The sequence below is a fragment of the Pedobacter ginsengiterrae genome (genome assembly GCF_039537385.1).
GTDB classification, from domain to species: Bacteria; Bacteroidota; Bacteroidia; order Sphingobacteriales; family Sphingobacteriaceae; genus Pedobacter; species Pedobacter ginsengiterrae.
This window is the reverse complement of record NZ_BAABAK010000013.1, coordinates 1-16,712: the sequence shown is the minus strand read 5'-3', so window position 1 is coordinate 16,712 and position 16,712 is coordinate 1. Positions and strand designations below refer to the sequence as shown.

Here is a 16,712-nt window from a genome sequence, read left to right as displayed (position 1 = left end):
CAATTAGGATAATATTATAAGAAATCTTCGATATCGCCCTTACCTTCACGAATAATCTCGAATTCTCCATTAGTGCAATCTATAACAGTAGATGCTTCGTTATCTCCAAAACCACCGTCGATTACCAAATCAACCAGGTCTTCGTATTTTTCGTGTATTAATTCAGGATCAGTTGAATATTCAATAAGTTCATCATCATCTTTTATGGAAGCTGAGATAATTGGATTCCCTAATTCTTTTACAATACACCTGGCAATGTTGTTATCTGGAACACGAATACCGACTGTTTTTTTATTGGAGCTTAACAATTTTGGTACATTATTATTCGCATTGAAAATGAAAGTGAATGGGCCAGGTAGTGCTTTTTTTAAAACCCTGAATGTTGTATTATCGATGGGCTTTATATAATCTGAGATATGACTTAAATCATGACAAACGAATGAAAAATTTGCTTTTTCAGGTTTTATTCCACGAATTCTAGCAATTTTTTCTATTGCTTTTGGGTTGGTGATATCGCAACCCAAACCATAAACTGTATCGGTTGGGTAAATAATTAAACCACCTTTTTTTAACACTTCTACCACCTGCTCTATGGCCTTTTCATTTGGGTTCTCTGGATAAATCTTAATAAGCATAGCGTAAAAATAACAATTTAATGGTGTCAGTTGTTTAATAATACTAATCTTTGTAGAAACAAAACATACGCTAATGTAATTTTATGAGAAAAGCTTTCGTCGCAATTGCCGCATTTTTAGTTGCCCTAACCATTATGTTGGGCGTTTACCAGCCATTTTTATGGTGGACTTTCCTTTTTACTGGCCCATTTGTAATACTAGGCATTTACGATTTATATCAACCAAAACATAGTATTGTACGTAATTATCCAGTTTTTGGTCGTTTGAGATATTTTATGGAAGAATTGCGTCCGAAGGTTTATCAATACTTTGTAGAGAGTGATACAAATGGTACGCCATATAACCGCTTAAATCGCTCTTTAATTTATCAACGAGCAAAAAAAGATAATGATACGATTCCTTTTGGAACCCAGTTAAATGTTTACGATAACGGATACGAATGGCTAAGCCACAGCATTGCGGCAATTTCTCATCACGAATTGAATTTAGATCCTCGTGTTTTAGTTGGCGGACCCGAATGCACCAAGCCTTATGCAGCGAGTATTTATAACATATCGGCTATGAGTTTTGGCTCGTTGAGTCAGAATGCTATTTTGGCTTTAAACGGTGGTGCAAAATTGGGCAATTTCGCTCATAACACCGGTGAGGGTGGGATAAGTGACTATCATCGTAAGCCTGGAGGTGATTTAATCTGGCAAATTGGAACAGGTTATTTTGGTTGTCGAAATAATGATGGAACTTTTAATTTTGAAGCTTACGCAGATAGAGCAAAAACTGATCAGGTTAAGATGATTGAAATTAAGTTATCTCAGGGAGCGAAACCAGGTCATGGAGGGATGTTGCCGGCGAAAAAAGTTACAGCAGAAGTTGCCAGAATTCGTTTGGTACCAGAAGGTAAAGATGTTTTATCGCCACCTGCACATTCAGCATTTAATACACCAATTGGTTTACTTCATTTTGTGAAAAAGCTTAGAGATTTATCGGGTGGAAAACCTGTTGGTTTCAAACTCTGTATAGGTCGCAAGAGTGAATTTTATGCTATTTGTAAAGCCATGGTATCAACTGGAATTCACCCCGACTTTATTACCGTAGATGGGGGAGAAGGTGGAACGGGCGCTGCGCCACAAGAATTTTCTAATTCGGTTGGTATGCCTTTGCGTGAAGGTGTTGCATTTGTTTATGATGTTTTAACAGGTTTTGATCTAAAGAAAAACATTAAAATTATTGCTTCGGGAAAAGTTGCTACAGGTTTCGATTTAGTTAAAAATATAGCTTTAGGTGCAGATATGTGTAATGCCGCCCGTGGAATGATGTTCGCGCTGGGCTGTATTCAGGCATTAGAGTGTAACAGTAATACTTGCCCTACAGGCGTAGCCACGCAAGATCAGAGCTTAATGAAAGGGTTAGTTGTAGAAGATAAAACCGTACGTGTTAAAAATTTCCACAACTTAACGGTTGCAAGTGCTGTAGAATTACTTGGCGCTGCTGGATTAAGGGAGCCCCAACAGTTAAGTCGTGCTTATATTAATAGAAGGGTTAGTCCGAGTTTAATGCAGTCTTACCTCGAAAGTTTTCCATACATTCCTGCAGGTAGCTTACTTCAAACGCCTTATCCATCACGTTTTGAATTAGGTATGGCATTAAGTAATGCCGAAAGTTTTGCACCTACAGATTATAAAGTTTCGGCTGTTGATTATGCTCATGCAAACCCATACGGCGATACCATGCATGATGATGGGCATTAAGTTTAATCTACAATAAATCTTCAAATAGAAGTTTTGAATTAAAAGATTACTCTGTTTAATCTTTCCTTTCTGGACTGCTCAAATATAAAAAGCCAGTTGAATTTACTTCAACTGGCTTTTTTGTATTGTTAGACTTTCGCTCTCGTCTTTACGCTTTAACTTAATTCTTAAATTAAAACTCTGCATTTTTAGGAAAACGAGGGAAAGCAATTACATCACGAATGTTAGTCATGCCTGTAACGAATAACACCAAACGTTCGAATCCTAATCCAAAGCCTGAATGTGGAGCAGAGCCGAAGCGACGTGTATCCAAATACCAATTTAATTCATCAGTAGATATATCTAATTGATTCATTCTATCAACCAATTTATCTAAACGCTCTTCACGTTGTGAACCACCAATCATTTCACCGATACCAGGGAATAAAATATCCATCGCTGCAACCGTTTTTCTGCCTTCGGCATCTGGTTCATTCTGACGCATATAGAAAGATTTAATATCTGCAGGATAATCGGTTAAGATCACTGGTTTTTTAAAGTGTTTTTCAACTAAATAACGCTCGTGTTCACTTTGCAAATCAGCACCCCACTCATCAATTAAATATTTAAATTGTTTTTTCTGATTTGGCTTAGAAGATTTTAAAATTTTGATGGCCTCTGTATAAGTTAAGCGCTCAAAATCATTTGTTAAACAGAAATCTAATTTCTCTAATAAAGAAAACTCACTGCGTTCGTTTTGTGGTTTTTGTTTATCTTCTTCTGCTAAACGCGTATTTAAAAATTCTAATTCATCCTTACAGTTATCTAAAGCATATTTAATTACATACTTCATCATATCTTCTGCAAGCTGCATGTTATCTTCTAAGTCTGCAAAGGCAACTTCAGGTTCAATCATCCAAAACTCGGCTAAGTGACGCGTAGTATTTGAGTTCTCAGCTCTAAAGGTTGGTCCGAAAGTATAAATCTGACCAAAAGCCATTGCCGCTAATTCACCTTCCAACTGACCAGAAACCGTTAAGTTGGTAGCGCGGGCGAAGAAATCCTGAGAGAAATCAACTTTTCCATCATCTGTACGAGGGGTGTTGTCGAAATCTAAAGTAGTTACTTTAAACATCTCACCAGCACCTTCGGCATCACTTGCGGTAATTACTGGAGTATGCATATATACAAAGCCACGTTCGTTGTAAAATTGATGAATGGCAAATGCTAATGCATGACGAACCTTAAAAACTGCATTAAATGTATTGGTACGGAAACGCAGGTGTGCAATTTCACGCAGAAACTCTAAACTGTGTTTTTTAGGTTGCAAAGGAAACTTTTCAGGATCGCTATCGCCTAAAATTGCTACTGAGGTGGCTTTAATTTCTACGGTTTGGCCTTTTCCTAAAGATTCGATTAGGTTTCCTGTAGCAGAAACAGCAGCACCAGTAGTAATTCTTTTTAACAGCTCATCGGGTAAATTATTAAAATCGATAACTACCTGGATATTGCTCATGCAACTTCCATCATTTAAAGCGATAAACTGATTATTTCGGAAAGTTCTAACCCATCCCATAACCGTTACTTCTGTGCCAAATGCAGTCGATTTTAATAAATCTTTAATTTGCTGTCTCTTAATCATATTGTTATTTGTAAAAGCCGCAAATTTAGGAAAAAAAATGTATCGGTTAACAGTTTCCTGTTATCAGTTTCCAGTTTTTTGCATGGGCCACTTTCATTGCAAATGTTAAAAAGTTATTTCTCCATCGATTTATCTCCTGCAGCCTTAAATTCGGAGCCATTTTTCCATCCTGGAAAGGTAGTTTGCTAACTTAATTTAAACCTTGCCGAAAATAAAATATTAGCAATTTGGATAAAACCACCTATATTAATTTGTTCGGAGTACTTATCGGATGGTTGAGATATTGGCTCTCATTATAGCTAAGTCTTTGTAATTGTGGCTCTTTACTATCAAATCCATTTACCGAATCGATTGCTGGAACGCCAACTTTAGCGAAATTAAAATGATCTGATCGGTAGTAACTTTCAGCGCTAGGACGCGTATCGCCAACAGGTACTAGATTATTTTTCGTAAGTATGTTAACAATATAGTCTTCAACTTCATTTTGCCCTTTTCCTTTAATCGATATATCTTTCGTTTCGCCATAACAACCATAGCATCCATATCTAAACTGCCTACCGCTTTATTTAAAGGATAAATTGGGTTAGAATAAAGCAATCTACTGTTGTTGTTGTTGTTGTTGCTGAATTGCCTCCATATATTCCTGGTAACTATTCTGTTTTCTAGTAGATGTTATATTTGCAGAAGGTTTTGGGTAATTAACTTCCTTTGGCTGAAAGTAATTTTCGTTATCATTAAAATCTTCATCGTTATAACCTACCGAGACATTAACCTCCATGATGTGTTCATAACCACCTTTATAGACGCCCTTAACAGGAGAGCAATCGGCAAAATTTCTTCCAACGGCTAAACGAACATGGTTTTCATTGGCGATGCAATTATTTGTCGGATCTAATCCTAACCACCCATATTCTGGTAAATATGCTTCTGCCCAGGCGTGTGTTGCCCCTTCGCCACGCATACCATCTCTATTCGGGCAAATGTAGCCACTTACATATCTTGCTGGGATTCCTGTTAATCGCAGCATGGCTGTAAGTACATGAGCAAAATCCTGGCAAACACCAGCTTTTAGCTTCATGATTTCTTCGATTGTGGTATCTACAGCCGTTATCCCTTTTATATATTCGAAAGAGCTGAAAACGTGTGCACAGTATTTAATAGCCGTTTGATATGGTGTGTCGTCATCGCTTTTTATGCTTAATGCCGTTTCTTTAAGCTGTGCCATACCTTCGAAAGCCTCTTGCCGCAGGTAATCGATATAGGGAACTTCGTATTTAATTGCATCTAAACTATGCCATTGTTCGCTGCTAAACATATCATCTTGTGGCAATAATTTAGGGAAAGTTTCTACGCTTACTTTCGAAAATATCTTTAATTGATTATGGGGCTCATTTTGGGTAAAAGTACCAACCTCATTCCCATAATAATCTATAAAAATTTCAATTTCTGGGCTTCCAGAGATATTTAAATCATGTTGTACTACTTTCTGAAAATCGTCTTTTATCGGGAATAAGATAATTTGATTTGCGCTATCTCTGACAGGCAATTCGTATTTGTAGTTGGTAATGTGTTTAATTTTGAAAATTGGCATAGATGCTTTCGTTTATTCGATTTGTATTTGGACTAATCGGGATGATTTATTTACTATGAATTTGCAAAGTAATATTCGTTTAAGGACTTGCCAATGCCGAAAAGCTCGGCTCTAATCTGGGTTAAATAATCATGCAATTGCGATTCGCCCATTGTATTTACCGAACTGTAGGTAATCATACTTCGCAAGCGGCCAATTTTAAACGATAGATTATTATAATGTTCGATGTTGTTTTCGCTCTTCAATCGCCCAAAATAACGTTCTATATTATTCATGGAGTAAAGAGCCGAACGAGGGAAATCGTTATTAAGCATAACTAATTCGATGATGTTTTTTGCATCAAAACCCTGGCGATAAGTTTTTAGATATAATTCGTAGCCACCTAAAGAGAGGAGTAAATGTTTCCAATAGGCAATGTCTGTTAACAAATCGGGATTGGTGCTAATCGAACTAAACTTAATATCCAGTATATCTACCGATTGAATGCTTCGCTCCAGGTGTTTGCCTATTTTCATAAAGCTGCGGCTTTCACCACGTTCCATTGCACTATCTGCTGTGCCATGATAAAGCATAACTTGTTTAATTAAAATATCTAACGCCGTAATTGGATCGTCTTTTTGTACATACCACAATAGTTTTTCGTCTTTAACGGTATGGTAATATTCGTTTAAACATTGCCATAAATCTTTCGGAATGTGTTCTTGTACACTTCTAGCATTTTCTCGGGCAAGGGTTATAATGTTTAAAATTGAATTCGGATTATCTCTGTTTAATAAAAGATATTCGATAACGGCGCGACTATCATGCTGAATGTTCAGCAATTCATTTTCATCATCAGAAGAAAAAATCCGTATTACGGGTTTCCAGGTAAATTCCTGAATGGTATCTTGAGATGAGGCATAATTTATTTTTAACATGCGCAACATACCATCACTACGCTCTACATATCTGCTTAACCAATATAAGCTCGATGCTACTCTACTTAACATATTCGTATTCTAAGAAGTTAAAACCCATGTATCTTTACTGCCGCCGCCTTGCGAGCTGTTTACCACAAGCGAACCTTCCTTTAAGGCGACTCGGGTTAATCCTCCAGGAACGATCGATATCCCATCAGGGCCATTTAAAGCAAAAGGGCGGAGGTCGATTCTTCTTGGTGAAAGCTTTCCGTTTATAAAACACGGGGCAGAAGAAAGGCTGATGGTTGGTTGAGCTATAAAATTTCTTGGATCTTTTAATATCTCTATCTTATATTCTTCTGTTTCTTTTTCATTTGCAGCGTGTCCCATCAGCATTCCATAACCACCACTGCCATTGGTTTTTTTGATAACCATTTTGTTAATGTTTTCAAAAACGTATTCAAGTTCATCGCGATTGCTCAATTGATAAGTAGGTACGTTTTTTAATATTGGTTCCTCGTTTAAATAATATTTAATCATATCTGGAACATAAGTGTAAACGGCCTTATCATCAGCAACTCCATTTCCAACCGCGTTTACAATAGCTACATTTCCTTTTCTATAAGCGCCCATTAATCCTGCAACACCTAAAACGCTATTTGGGTTAAAAACTAATGGATCCAAGTAGTCATCATCAACACGGCGATAAATTACATCGATTTGTTGTAATCCAGTAGTTGTTTTCATAAACACTTTTAGATTTTTAACTACTAAATCTCTTCCTTCAACTAGTTCTACACCCATTAATCTGGCTAGGGTAGTATGTTCGTAATAAGCAGAGTTGTACATCCCAGGGCTTAACATTACAATAGTTGGGTTGGAAACAGCTCTTGGTGACAAGGCTACTAGGTTCTTATATAAAATTGAAGGGTACTCGGTTACACTTCTTACGCCACATTGCGGGATAAGGTCGGGAAAAAGCCGCTTGGTAATCTCGCGGTTTTCAAGCATGTAACTTACGCCCGATGGGGTGCGCAGGTTATCTTCCAAAACATAAAAGGTTCCATCATGGTCGCGAATTAGGTCTATCCCTGCAATATGGATGTATATATCATGTAATACGTTTACATTATGCATCTCCCTTAAAAAATGCGGGCACGAATAAATTACATTTATCGGAACAATTTTATCTTTTAGAATAAATTGATTGCTGTAAACATCTTTAAGGAAAAGATTTAAAGCTTTTAAGCGCTGTTTAATTCCTTTTTCTATAAAAGACCATTCGCTTGAAGTAATAATGCGTGGGATAATATCAAAAGGAAAAATTTTCTCTATTCCTTCTCCACTATCATACACGGTAAAGGTAATGCCCTGGCTCATGAACAGTTTTTTAGCCAGTTCTTCTTTTTTGTTCAGATTGTCGAGCGATTCTTTTGAGAAATTATTAATGAAATTTGAATAGTGATTTCTATAATTATCACCATTTAAAAACATTTCATCGTAAGTATTTGGATGATTTAAGTAGTTTTTTATAAAATCTTCTATCATTTTATCTAATTATTTCTTTAAAGTAGGATTTTGAAAAGAAAATATATAGTTTTTTTAATTAAAAAATAAAATATATGAGTTTTTATTTAGTTTTATGTAGTTTTTTCAGCTGATAATTAGATAATTATAGTTTTTATATTAAAATAAATTAAATATTTATATTTTTTTCTTGGTAATATCACAAATGTTCGTACATTTGTAATGCTCGTTAATTATTATTATATATTTGGTTTAAAAAAAGCGCTGGTAACGGCGCTTTTTTTACAAAATTTAAAGACTTATTCATAATCAACATAAACCAAACAACCTAAACTAAACCAAAAAGCTTCTCCATAACAGAGAAGCTTTTTTTATAATTATTTGGCTGAGAATATTTAAGCAAAAAAAAAGCTACCTCAATTTGCATCGAGATAGCTTTACAATTTATATTTTGTTAGTTATTGTTCTGAGTAAGTGATTTTATTAACGTGTTTGTCAATTTCCCATCTTCCTGTACCTTCTTCTCCGATAACATCAAATAATTCTAGCGCACGACGAGCTTTGTATTCTTCTTCACGTTGCTCTTTTAAGAACCAGTTTAAGAATTCCATAGTAACGAAATCTTGTTCTTTGTGGCACCTAGCAGCTAAGTTTTTAAAACTTTGAGTAATCGCAATTTCTGCTTCCAATGCATCTTCAAAAACTTCTCTAAATCCTGCGAAGTCTGTTTTAATGCCCGTAACTTCTGGAGAAATAGCATTACCACCCATGTCTAACACATATTTAAACAATTTTAACTGGTGCATTCTTTCTTCCTCAGACTGCTTTGCAAAATAATCTGCTGAAAAATCGAATCCGTTTTGGTCACACCAAGATGACATTGATAAATATAGTGATGAAGAGTGAGCTTCTTTTTTAATTTGCTGATTTAAAAGTGTTTCGATATCCTGAGATATTAAACATTTAATACGCATTAAATCTTTCATAGTTTCTGTGCTTTAATAACAATACAAATGTATCATGTATTTGTTTAGATCTATAAATTATTTGCAATATGAAATTAGTCTAAATTGCTGATGATTAGCTATTTGTAATGAGTTTAAATAATGACAAGAAGATGAGGTTGGTGAAATCTAAGAGGGCGAATAGACGACTGATTATCTACACAGTAACGCAAGAGGGATACTCGTTGTAAGTTAGGAAGATAGGCCTCGATTTTGGAGAAAAGAGAAAAGCTCTTTGCTTTAATTAATTAACAAATTAAAGAACAAACCTTAAAAAAACTAACTAATAAACCAGTCTGTAAAGGCAATCGTTAATCAAATGATTTAGTTTGAACATGGTAAAGGTGCCCTGTAATAAATCTTTTAAAGCAACAATTTCTAATGCACTGAGTAAATATATGTGCTCGCAGCCATTAAATGTAACCAATTCGAAATCGGCTTTGTGGGTATTTAAAAGAAGAGCTTCAATGTCGATTTGCTCTACAACCTTTTTTAATTTTTGAAGGGATAAGCAATTGTAGCGTGCAAATTTGCCGCCGAAATCAACATAAAAGCAGTTTAATTTATCCGATTGATAAATAGAGCCTTGAGCATTTGAGAATACACTAATGAGTTCGTTGATATCTATACACGCTTTTTCCATCGGACACAAAAATTGGTATTATTTAGATTAAATACAAATAAAAGTGTAAATAAATTCCTGATATGACATTCTAAGGATTTAGCTGAAGATCTGATAAACCATATGATGATAACTTCCTCCGATAAATTTTTTTTCGTCTTTAATCTGGAAACCTTTGTTTTGATAAAGTTTTAAAGCTTTATAATTATCAACTTCAACCAGTAAACCCACTTGAGTGTGGCCTAATTCGGCTGCTAATATAATTCCTGCATCAATTAACTGTTTACCGATGCCTTTGCCTTGAGCGGCTGGGCTAACACTAATTGTATCGAGATAAAATTCACCTGCTTGCGTTTCTGGTTCTGGATTAAAGTTTTTTAACCCATGATGAGTGGAGAGGTAATCTAAAAAATTCGTCCGGAGTTCTACCAGCTTTGCCCCATCATAAGCATTTAAAGAACCTAATAATTCACTGTTTTCATTAACGTAAACTAAGGTGTTTTCAAAACTATACTGATTATTGGTTTCTTTAAAGAAATGTTCAAAAAGTTTTATTGTAGCATTATGATCACTGGTATTGCTGAATTTGTAAGCCAGTGCGCCCATCGCCTGAATAATTAAAGGGGCTATAGTTTCTGCATCGCTAATTTTTGCTTCGCGAATCATTATTAAATATCACTTAGATTAAAAGTTTCTAACACGCGTATGCCTTTTTCTGTTCTTTGTAAAGTGCAGCACTCGTTAACGGGATCGTGTTCCAGATATAAAACATAGCCATTATCTACAGCTTCTTCTAAAAATGCCTGTTTTTCGGTAAGCGTTTTTAATGGAAACATATCATAAGCCATGACGTAAGGCAGGGGTAGGTGCCCAACTGATGGAAGTAAATCGGCCATGTAAACAATGGTTTTACCTTTGTAATTAATTTTTGGAAGCATCATCGCATCGGTATGCCCGTAAGCAAAACTGATTTTGATGTCTTTTTTCCATTCTAGATTTTCTTTTTCTTCAATAAATTTTAGTTGTCCGCTTTCTTGAATTGGTAAAATATTTTCTTTCAAGAATGAGGCTTTTTCTCTGGCGTTTGGTTCAATAGCCCATTGCCAATGTTTTTCATTACTCCAATAGGTTGCGTTTTTAAATGCAGGAATAAGTTTTTCTCCTTCATTAATGATCGCACCGCCTACATGGTCGAAATGCAAGTGGGTTAGAAACACATCCGTAATATCAGCTGTAGTGAAACCCAATGCGGATAAAGATTGGGCTAAAGTGTCATCACCATGCAGGTAATAATGACTGAAAAATTTTTCATTCTGTTTATTGCCAATTCCAGTATCAATTAAGGTGAGTTGATTACCGTCTTCAATTAAAAGACAGCGCATCGCCCAGGTACAAAGGTTGTTTGTATCGGCAGGGTTTGTTTTTTGCCAAATTGCTTTTGGTACCACACCAAACATTGCGCCGCCATCTAATTTGAAAAGTCCAGTATTTATGGTATGTAGTTTCATTTTATTAGTGTTAAGTATATTGATTCCTAAAATAAGAAAACCCTTTAGAACTAACTAAAGGGTTTTCTTATTTTGTTTTTAATTAGCTTTTAGGTTTACCTTTAAGGTTAAACCGATCGCCTTTCAGTTTATAAGTGAATCACTTCTCCGTAAGCATCAGCTGCAGCTTCCATAATCGCTTCGCTCATGGTAGGGTGTGGGTGTACTGATTTAATCATCTCATGGCCAGTAGTTTCCAATTTACGGGCAACCACAATCTCTGCAATCATTTCTGTAACATTCGCACCAATCATGTGAGCACCTAATAATTCTCCATATTTAGCGTCGAAAATTAATTTAACGAAGCCATCTTTTGCTCCAGCCGCACTGGCTTTACCCGATGCAGAGAAAGGAAATTTACCAATCTTTAATTCATAACCAGCTGCTTTAGCTGCTTTTTCGGTGTAACCTACAGAAGCAATTTCAGGTGTGCAATAAGTACAGCCTGGGATGTTGTTGTAATCTAATGCCTCAACATGCTGACCTGCAATTTTTTCAACGCAGATAATGCCTTCTGCTGATGCAACGTGAGCCAAAGCTTGTCCGCCTACAACATCACCAATTGCATAATAACCTTTAACTGAAGTGTTATAGAATTCGTCTGTAACGATTTTACCTTTTTCAGTTTTGATACCAGTTTCTTCTAAGCCTATGTTTTCGATGTTTGCAACAATACCAGCTGCAGATAATACGATATCTGCTTCGATTGTTTGCATTCCAGATGCTGTTTTAACAGAAACTTTGCAGCCAGCGCCACTTGTATCAACCGCTTCAACAGAAGCTGAAGTCATTACATCGATGCCAACTTTTTTCAAGCTACGTAATAATTGTTTGGAAACGTCTTCATCCTCTACAGGAACAACGTTCTCCATAAATTCAACAATTGTAACTTTAGTTCCCATGGTTGCATAGAAATATGCAAACTCAACGCCAATGGCTCCAGAGCCTACCACTACCATACTTTTTGGCAATTCTGGTAAAACCATTGCCTGGCGGTAGCCAATAATTTTTTTACCGTCTTGTTTTAAGTTTGGTAATTCTCTAGAGCGAGCTCCAGTAGCAATGATGATATTTTTTGCAGTTAATTCTTTTTGAGAACCATCAGCACCTTTAACTTCTAATTTGTTTCCTGGTTTAACCTTACCAGTACCCATAATTACGTCAATTTTATTTTTTTTCATTAAAAACTGAACGCCTTTACTCATACCATCGGCAACACCACGGCTACGTTTAACAACCGCTGCAAAATCTGCAGTCGCTTCAGCAGTTGTAATTCCGTAATCAGCAGCGTGATTGATGTATTCGAAAACCTGAGCACTTTTCAAAAGTGCCTTGGTTGGGATACAACCCCAGTTTAAACAAATGCCTCCAAGAGATTCACGCTCTACAATTGCAACTTTTAGTCCTAATTGAGAAGCTCTGATTGCAGCTACATAACCACCTGGGCCGCTGCCTAAAACAATAACGTCGTAATTCATCTGTTTTTTTTAATTTATATTTTACCTGTCAGATGGAGCATACCATAATTAAAAACCATTATTAAAATGAATGGATAATTATAGTCGGTTCGTATCTATTTAAAATAGGTTTGCTTTTTAATTGTTTTTGTAAGCTCCGAATAGGAGAAGGCTCTTATGAGAAGATTTCCCTCGCTTTGCAACATTTCTGCCTTAGCCTTACAATTCAGAGAATGTTACTTCTCTTTCAATGCCAAAACTAAAAAAATGTTTGTTAATAAACGATAAATGAAAAATTCCTTACAATAACTTTATAATGACTAAAAATTTCGGTGTTTGGAGGGGTAATTATTATGTTATTTTTATAATCAGAATCAAGTTGTTGATAAACTGAAAGTTAAAGGGTTATGAGTAGTGTTAATTGTTGAAAAGTTTTGTGATAATTAATAATAATTTAACATTGGATGTTAAAATGTGTTAAAAATTAATAATTACATTTGCACCGTTAAAATCATTCCCGATTTATTATTCAACAAAAAACAAATTAAAAAATCAAAGTATGAAGAAATCTTTACTTTTAAGATTAGTACTTGTTATCGTGGCGTTTGTAGGTATTAACTTAAGTGTTAATGCACAGGTTACAACGTCGTCTATGACAGGAACCATTAAAGATGCCTCTGGCTCTTTACCTGGTGCAAGCGTTAAGGCCGTCCACACTCCAACAGGTACGGTTTATGCTGTTCAAACGAACAATGATGGTCGCTTTACCATTGGTGCTATGCGTGTTGGTGGTCCTTACACAATTGAAGTGAGCTTTGTTGGTTACAAGCCAACTAAATTATCTGAAGTTTACTTGAAAATAGGTGAGCCTTTCGTAGCAAACTTAACTTTAGTGGATAACAGTTCAACATTGTCTGAAGTAAAAGTTGTTGGACAAAGTGCTAACAGCATTTTAAATTCAAATAAAAACGGAACTTCTACGGTAATTGCGAGACAGCAAATTCAATCTTTACCTACTATCACTCGTAGTGTAAACGACTTAACTCGTTTAACACCACAAGCAAATGGTACTTCAATTGGTGGTGGTAACTATCGTTCCAACAACTTTACAGTAGATGGAGCGAACTTCAACAATCAATTTGGTATCGGCCAGAATATCCCTGCGGGTGGTTCTCCAATTTCGATCGATGCATTAGAGCAGATTTCAATTAATGTTACCCCTTATGATGTTCGTCAAACAGGTTTTACTGGTGGTTCTGTTAGTGCAGTAACTCGTTCAGGTACAAATACCTTCCAAGGTAATGCATTCTATACAATGCGTGGCGAAGAAAATCAAGGTAAAAGAATTGGTGAAACTTATAGAATCCCTGATGCAGCTATCCAAAAATTAGATGAGAAAAATTATGGCTTTAGTTTAGGTGGTCCAATTATCAAGGATAAATTATTCTTCTTTGTTAACTACGAGAAAAAACATACGATTCAGCCTGGAACGACCAGGATTGCTTCAACTCCAGGTTTAGCTTATGGTGCTCCTGGTTCTCCTAACACTGTTGTTCAAGCTTCAGCATCATTCTTAAATGAAGTTTCTTCTTATTTATTAAACACCTATGGTTATGCTACTGGTCCTTACCAAGGCTATTCAAATGTGAGTGATAATGAAAAAATGTTTGCTCGTTTAGATTGGAACATTTCTAAAAATCACCGTTTCAGTGTACGTTATAACCAGGTAGAAAGTCAAAGTCCATCACCTGCCAGTACATCTGTAACCAACTCTGCTGTTACTGGTGTTTTAGCTTATAACAATCAAAGATCTGGTTCTGCTAATAATGCAGGCTTACCTTTTTTTAACTCAAACTATTATCAGGCAGCTAATTTATACTCTGCAGTAGCTGAGTTGACTTCAAACTTTGGTAGTAAGCTTACTAACGTAGCTCGTGTTACTTATTCACACCAAAATGACCCACGTAATTCTGATAGTTCTCCTTTTCCTTTGGTAGATATATTAGATGGTAGTCAAACAGCAACTTCTGCAAATGCGGGTAACGTATTAACAACTTTTGGTTATGAGCCATTTACTTATGGTAACCTAAGAGATGTTAAAGGTTATACCTATAGCGATGATTTAAGTTTAGCATTAGGTAAACATAACATTACTTTAGGTTTACAAGCTGAATTAAGTACTACAACAAACGGTTTCCAACGTTTTGGAACAGGTTTCTACACTTTCAAATCATGGGATGATTTCAAAAATGGTCTAAAACCATTACAATATTCAGTAACTTATCCTTTAACTGCTGATGGTTCTCAGGCTTTCCCAAGCTTTAAGTTCGCTCAATATTCAGCTTACTTACAAGATGAATTTACCGTAACTGATCGTTTAAAATTAACTGCAGGTATTCGTTTCGAACAAGCAACTTATCCTAATTCTCCAGGCATTTTAACACACCCGTTAGTTGCTGCACAAACTTTTGCAGATGGTAGAAAAGTTGATACAGGCGTATTGCCAGAAAACAGAATTTCTTACTCTCCAAGATTTGGCTTTAACTGGGATGTAAACGGTGACCGTTCATTACAAGTACGTGGTGGTTCAGGTATCTTCACAGGTCGTGTTCCTTTCGTATGGATTGTATCTCAATCTAGTGATGCTGGTTTATTACAGTATTTACAAACTTATTCTAGCACTAATGGTGGAACTGTTCCTTCATTTAGCCCAAGCATTGCACCGCAATTACTTACTGCTACTAAGCCAGCTGCTGGAACTAGTATTCCAGGTACAATTAGCGTAATGTCTCCAGATTTAAAATTCCCTCAAACCTGGAAATCGAGTTTAGCATTTGATGTTAAATTACCATTCGGTATTGTTGGAACTTTAGAAGGTATTTATGGTAAGGACTTAAATGTTGCTGTTGCAAGAAACATCAACTTAGTTGACCCAACAACAACTAATATTACAGGTTTCCCAGATAACAGACCATTATATCCAAACTCAGTTGCAGGTAGACAAGTTGTTGACATTAATTCTGCTGGTATCCCAACATTAAACGGAACTACTGCTTTAAACGTTACAGAAATGACTAACGCTAAAGGTGGTTACAACTGGCAAGTTACTGGTCAATTGACTAAACAGTTCTCTAACGGTGTTTCTGCAATGGTTGCTTACACTCGTTCAGATCAACGTAATTACGGTGATGGGGCAGGTGATCAGTTAGGTAACTTATGGTCTATTCCAGCTACTTCAACAAATCCAAATACACCTACTTTAAGTTATTCTCAAAACTTAAACCCAGATCGTATTATCGCTAATATTTCTTATAGAAAAGAATATTTGAAAAACCTTTCAACGTCAATCTCATTATTTTATGAGGGTTCTCAACAAGGAAGATATTCATATGTTTATGGTGCCGATTACAACAGAGATGGTGTTAACGGAAATGATTTAATTTATATTCCAAAAGACGTATCAGAAATGAACTTTGTTGCTGTTCCTGCTAACTTAGTAAGTACTGCTACTGTTACTAGAGCATATCCAAGATCATATACCGCTGCTGAACAAGCTGCGATTTTTGATGCTTACATTTCTCAGGATCCTTATTTAAGCAAGCACAGAGGTGAGTATGCAGAACGTAATGCTGCTAAATCTCCTTGGAGAAATCAATTCGATTTAAGAATTACGCAACAAGTATTCAAAAACTTTGGTAAGTCTAAAAATAGCTTTGAATTCACTGCAGATATCTTTAACGTAGGTAACTTATTAAACCGTAAATGGGGTAATGTAAATTTTGTAAATAATGCTAATATTTTGGTTCCTCAAAATGCCGGATTAATCACAGCAACTACAAAACCAACATTTATCTTAGGTGCAGCACAAGGTGATATCGTAAGAGATACCTTTGGTACTTCACAAACGATTTCTTCTACTTATTACATGCAGTTTGGAGTTCGTTATAACTTTAACTAATACTTAACTTAGTATAACAAAAAAGTCCCGATGAGAATGGAGGGCACTGAAAAAGTTACCTCCTTTATTGGGTTAACTTTGAAAATCGATCAGGTGAAACATGTTT

The 16,712-nt window shown here is 35.8% G+C and carries 13 protein-coding genes; 2 read left to right on the top strand and 11 right to left on the bottom strand.

From position 1 onward, the window contains the following. Positions 1-14: 14 nt before the first annotated feature. Positions 15-635, bottom strand: coding sequence for an L-threonylcarbamoyladenylate synthase (locus ABD692_RS13015; protein WP_344767621.1), 621 nt, complete (start codon positions 633-635; stop codon positions 15-17). An 83-nt stretch (positions 636-718) separates the two neighbouring features. Here ABD692_RS13015 and ABD692_RS13010 point away from each other — a divergent pair, with 83 nt between their 5' ends. Then, on the top strand, positions 719-2,380 hold the full coding sequence (locus ABD692_RS13010) for an FMN-binding glutamate synthase family protein (protein WP_344767619.1): 1,662 nt from the start codon (positions 719-721) through the stop codon (positions 2,378-2,380). A 172-nt stretch (positions 2,381-2,552) separates the two neighbouring features. On the opposite strand, the gene asnS is transcribed toward ABD692_RS13010, so the two are convergent. The 10 genes from asnS to lpdA form a co-directional block, all read right to left on the bottom strand. After that, entirely contained in the window at positions 2,553-4,001 is a 1,449-nt protein-coding gene (gene asnS / locus ABD692_RS13005) for an asparagine--tRNA ligase (RefSeq protein ID WP_344767617.1), read from the bottom strand. A gap of 241 nt (positions 4,002-4,242) precedes the next feature. Next, the gene (locus tag ABD692_RS13000) at positions 4,243-4,467 is read right to left on the bottom strand and encodes a hypothetical protein (RefSeq protein ID WP_344767645.1); all 225 of its coding nucleotides are present in this window, start codon (positions 4,465-4,467) and stop codon (positions 4,243-4,245) included. 132 nt (positions 4,468-4,599) lie between these two features. After that, positions 4,600-5,592 carry a transglutaminase family protein gene (locus ABD692_RS12995; RefSeq protein ID WP_344767615.1) on the bottom strand — a complete coding sequence of 331 codons (993 nt, stop codon included), beginning with the start codon at positions 5,590-5,592 and terminating at the stop codon, positions 4,600-4,602. Between the two features lie 53 nt (positions 5,593-5,645). Continuing rightward, positions 5,646-6,581 carry an alpha-E domain-containing protein gene (locus tag ABD692_RS12990; RefSeq protein ID WP_344767613.1) on the bottom strand — a complete coding sequence of 312 codons (936 nt, stop codon included), beginning with the start codon at positions 6,579-6,581 and terminating at the stop codon, positions 5,646-5,648. A 9-nt stretch (positions 6,582-6,590) separates the two neighbouring features. Further along, on the bottom strand, positions 6,591-8,039 hold the full coding sequence (locus ABD692_RS12985; protein WP_344767611.1) for a circularly permuted type 2 ATP-grasp protein: 1,449 nt from the start codon (positions 8,037-8,039) through the stop codon (positions 6,591-6,593). A gap of 437 nt (positions 8,040-8,476) precedes the next feature. Beyond that, on the bottom strand, positions 8,477-9,004 hold the full coding sequence (locus ABD692_RS12980; RefSeq protein ID WP_344767609.1) for a ferritin: 528 nt from the start codon (positions 9,002-9,004) through the stop codon (positions 8,477-8,479). 301 nt (positions 9,005-9,305) lie between these two features. Then, on the bottom strand, positions 9,306-9,665 hold the full coding sequence (locus ABD692_RS12975; RefSeq protein ID WP_344767607.1) for a hypothetical protein: 360 nt from the start codon (positions 9,663-9,665) through the stop codon (positions 9,306-9,308). A gap of 78 nt (positions 9,666-9,743) precedes the next feature. After that, on the bottom strand, positions 9,744-10,310 hold the full coding sequence (locus ABD692_RS12970; RefSeq protein ID WP_344767605.1) for a GNAT family N-acetyltransferase: 567 nt from the start codon (positions 10,308-10,310) through the stop codon (positions 9,744-9,746). 2 nt (positions 10,311-10,312) lie between these two features. Beyond that, positions 10,313-11,152: an MBL fold metallo-hydrolase gene (locus tag ABD692_RS12965; protein ID WP_344767603.1), complete on the bottom strand. Its 840-nt coding sequence runs from the start codon at positions 11,150-11,152 to the stop codon at positions 10,313-10,315. Positions 11,153-11,280: 128 nt separating this feature from the next. Next, positions 11,281-12,669 (bottom strand): dihydrolipoyl dehydrogenase, encoded by a 1,389-nt coding sequence (gene lpdA, locus ABD692_RS12960; protein WP_316760999.1) that lies wholly within the window; start codon positions 12,667-12,669, stop codon positions 11,281-11,283. Between the two features lie 538 nt (positions 12,670-13,207). On the opposite strand from lpdA, the gene ABD692_RS12955 reads away from it, so the two are divergent. Beyond that, positions 13,208-16,606, top strand: a complete 3,399-nt coding sequence (locus tag ABD692_RS12955) for a TonB-dependent receptor (RefSeq protein ID WP_344767600.1) — start codon at positions 13,208-13,210, stop codon at positions 16,604-16,606. The last annotated feature ends 106 nt before the right edge of the window (positions 16,607-16,712 follow it).

Coding starts and splice junctions, on each gene's coding strand:
- ABD692_RS13015 (WP_344767621.1), bottom strand. CDS start 635: ATGCTTATTAAGATTTATCCAGAGAACCCAAATGAAAAGGCCATAGAG.
- ABD692_RS12955 (WP_344767600.1), top strand. CDS start 13,208: ATGAAGAAATCTTTACTTTTAAGATTAGTACTTGTTATCGTGGCGTTT.
- ABD692_RS12995 (WP_344767615.1), bottom strand. CDS start 5,592: ATGCCAATTTTCAAAATTAAACACATTACCAACTACAAATACGAATTG.
- asnS (WP_344767617.1), bottom strand. CDS start 4,001: ATGATTAAGAGACAGCAAATTAAAGATTTATTAAAATCGACTGCATTT.
- ABD692_RS12970 (WP_344767605.1), bottom strand. CDS start 10,310: ATGATTCGCGAAGCAAAAATTAGCGATGCAGAAACTATAGCCCCTTTA.
- ABD692_RS13010 (WP_344767619.1), top strand. CDS start 719: ATGAGAAAAGCTTTCGTCGCAATTGCCGCATTTTTAGTTGCCCTAACC.
- ABD692_RS12980 (WP_344767609.1), bottom strand. CDS start 9,004: ATGAAAGATTTAATGCGTATTAAATGTTTAATATCTCAGGATATCGAA.
- ABD692_RS12965 (WP_344767603.1), bottom strand. CDS start 11,152: ATGAAACTACATACCATAAATACTGGACTTTTCAAATTAGATGGCGGC.
- lpdA (WP_316760999.1), bottom strand. CDS start 12,669: ATGAATTACGACGTTATTGTTTTAGGCAGCGGCCCAGGTGGTTATGTA.
- ABD692_RS12990 (WP_344767613.1), bottom strand. CDS start 6,581: ATGTTAAGTAGAGTAGCATCGAGCTTATATTGGTTAAGCAGATATGTA.
- ABD692_RS12975 (WP_344767607.1), bottom strand. CDS start 9,665: ATGGAAAAAGCGTGTATAGATATCAACGAACTCATTAGTGTATTCTCA.
- ABD692_RS12985 (WP_344767611.1), bottom strand. CDS start 8,039: ATGATAGAAGATTTTATAAAAAACTACTTAAATCATCCAAATACTTAC.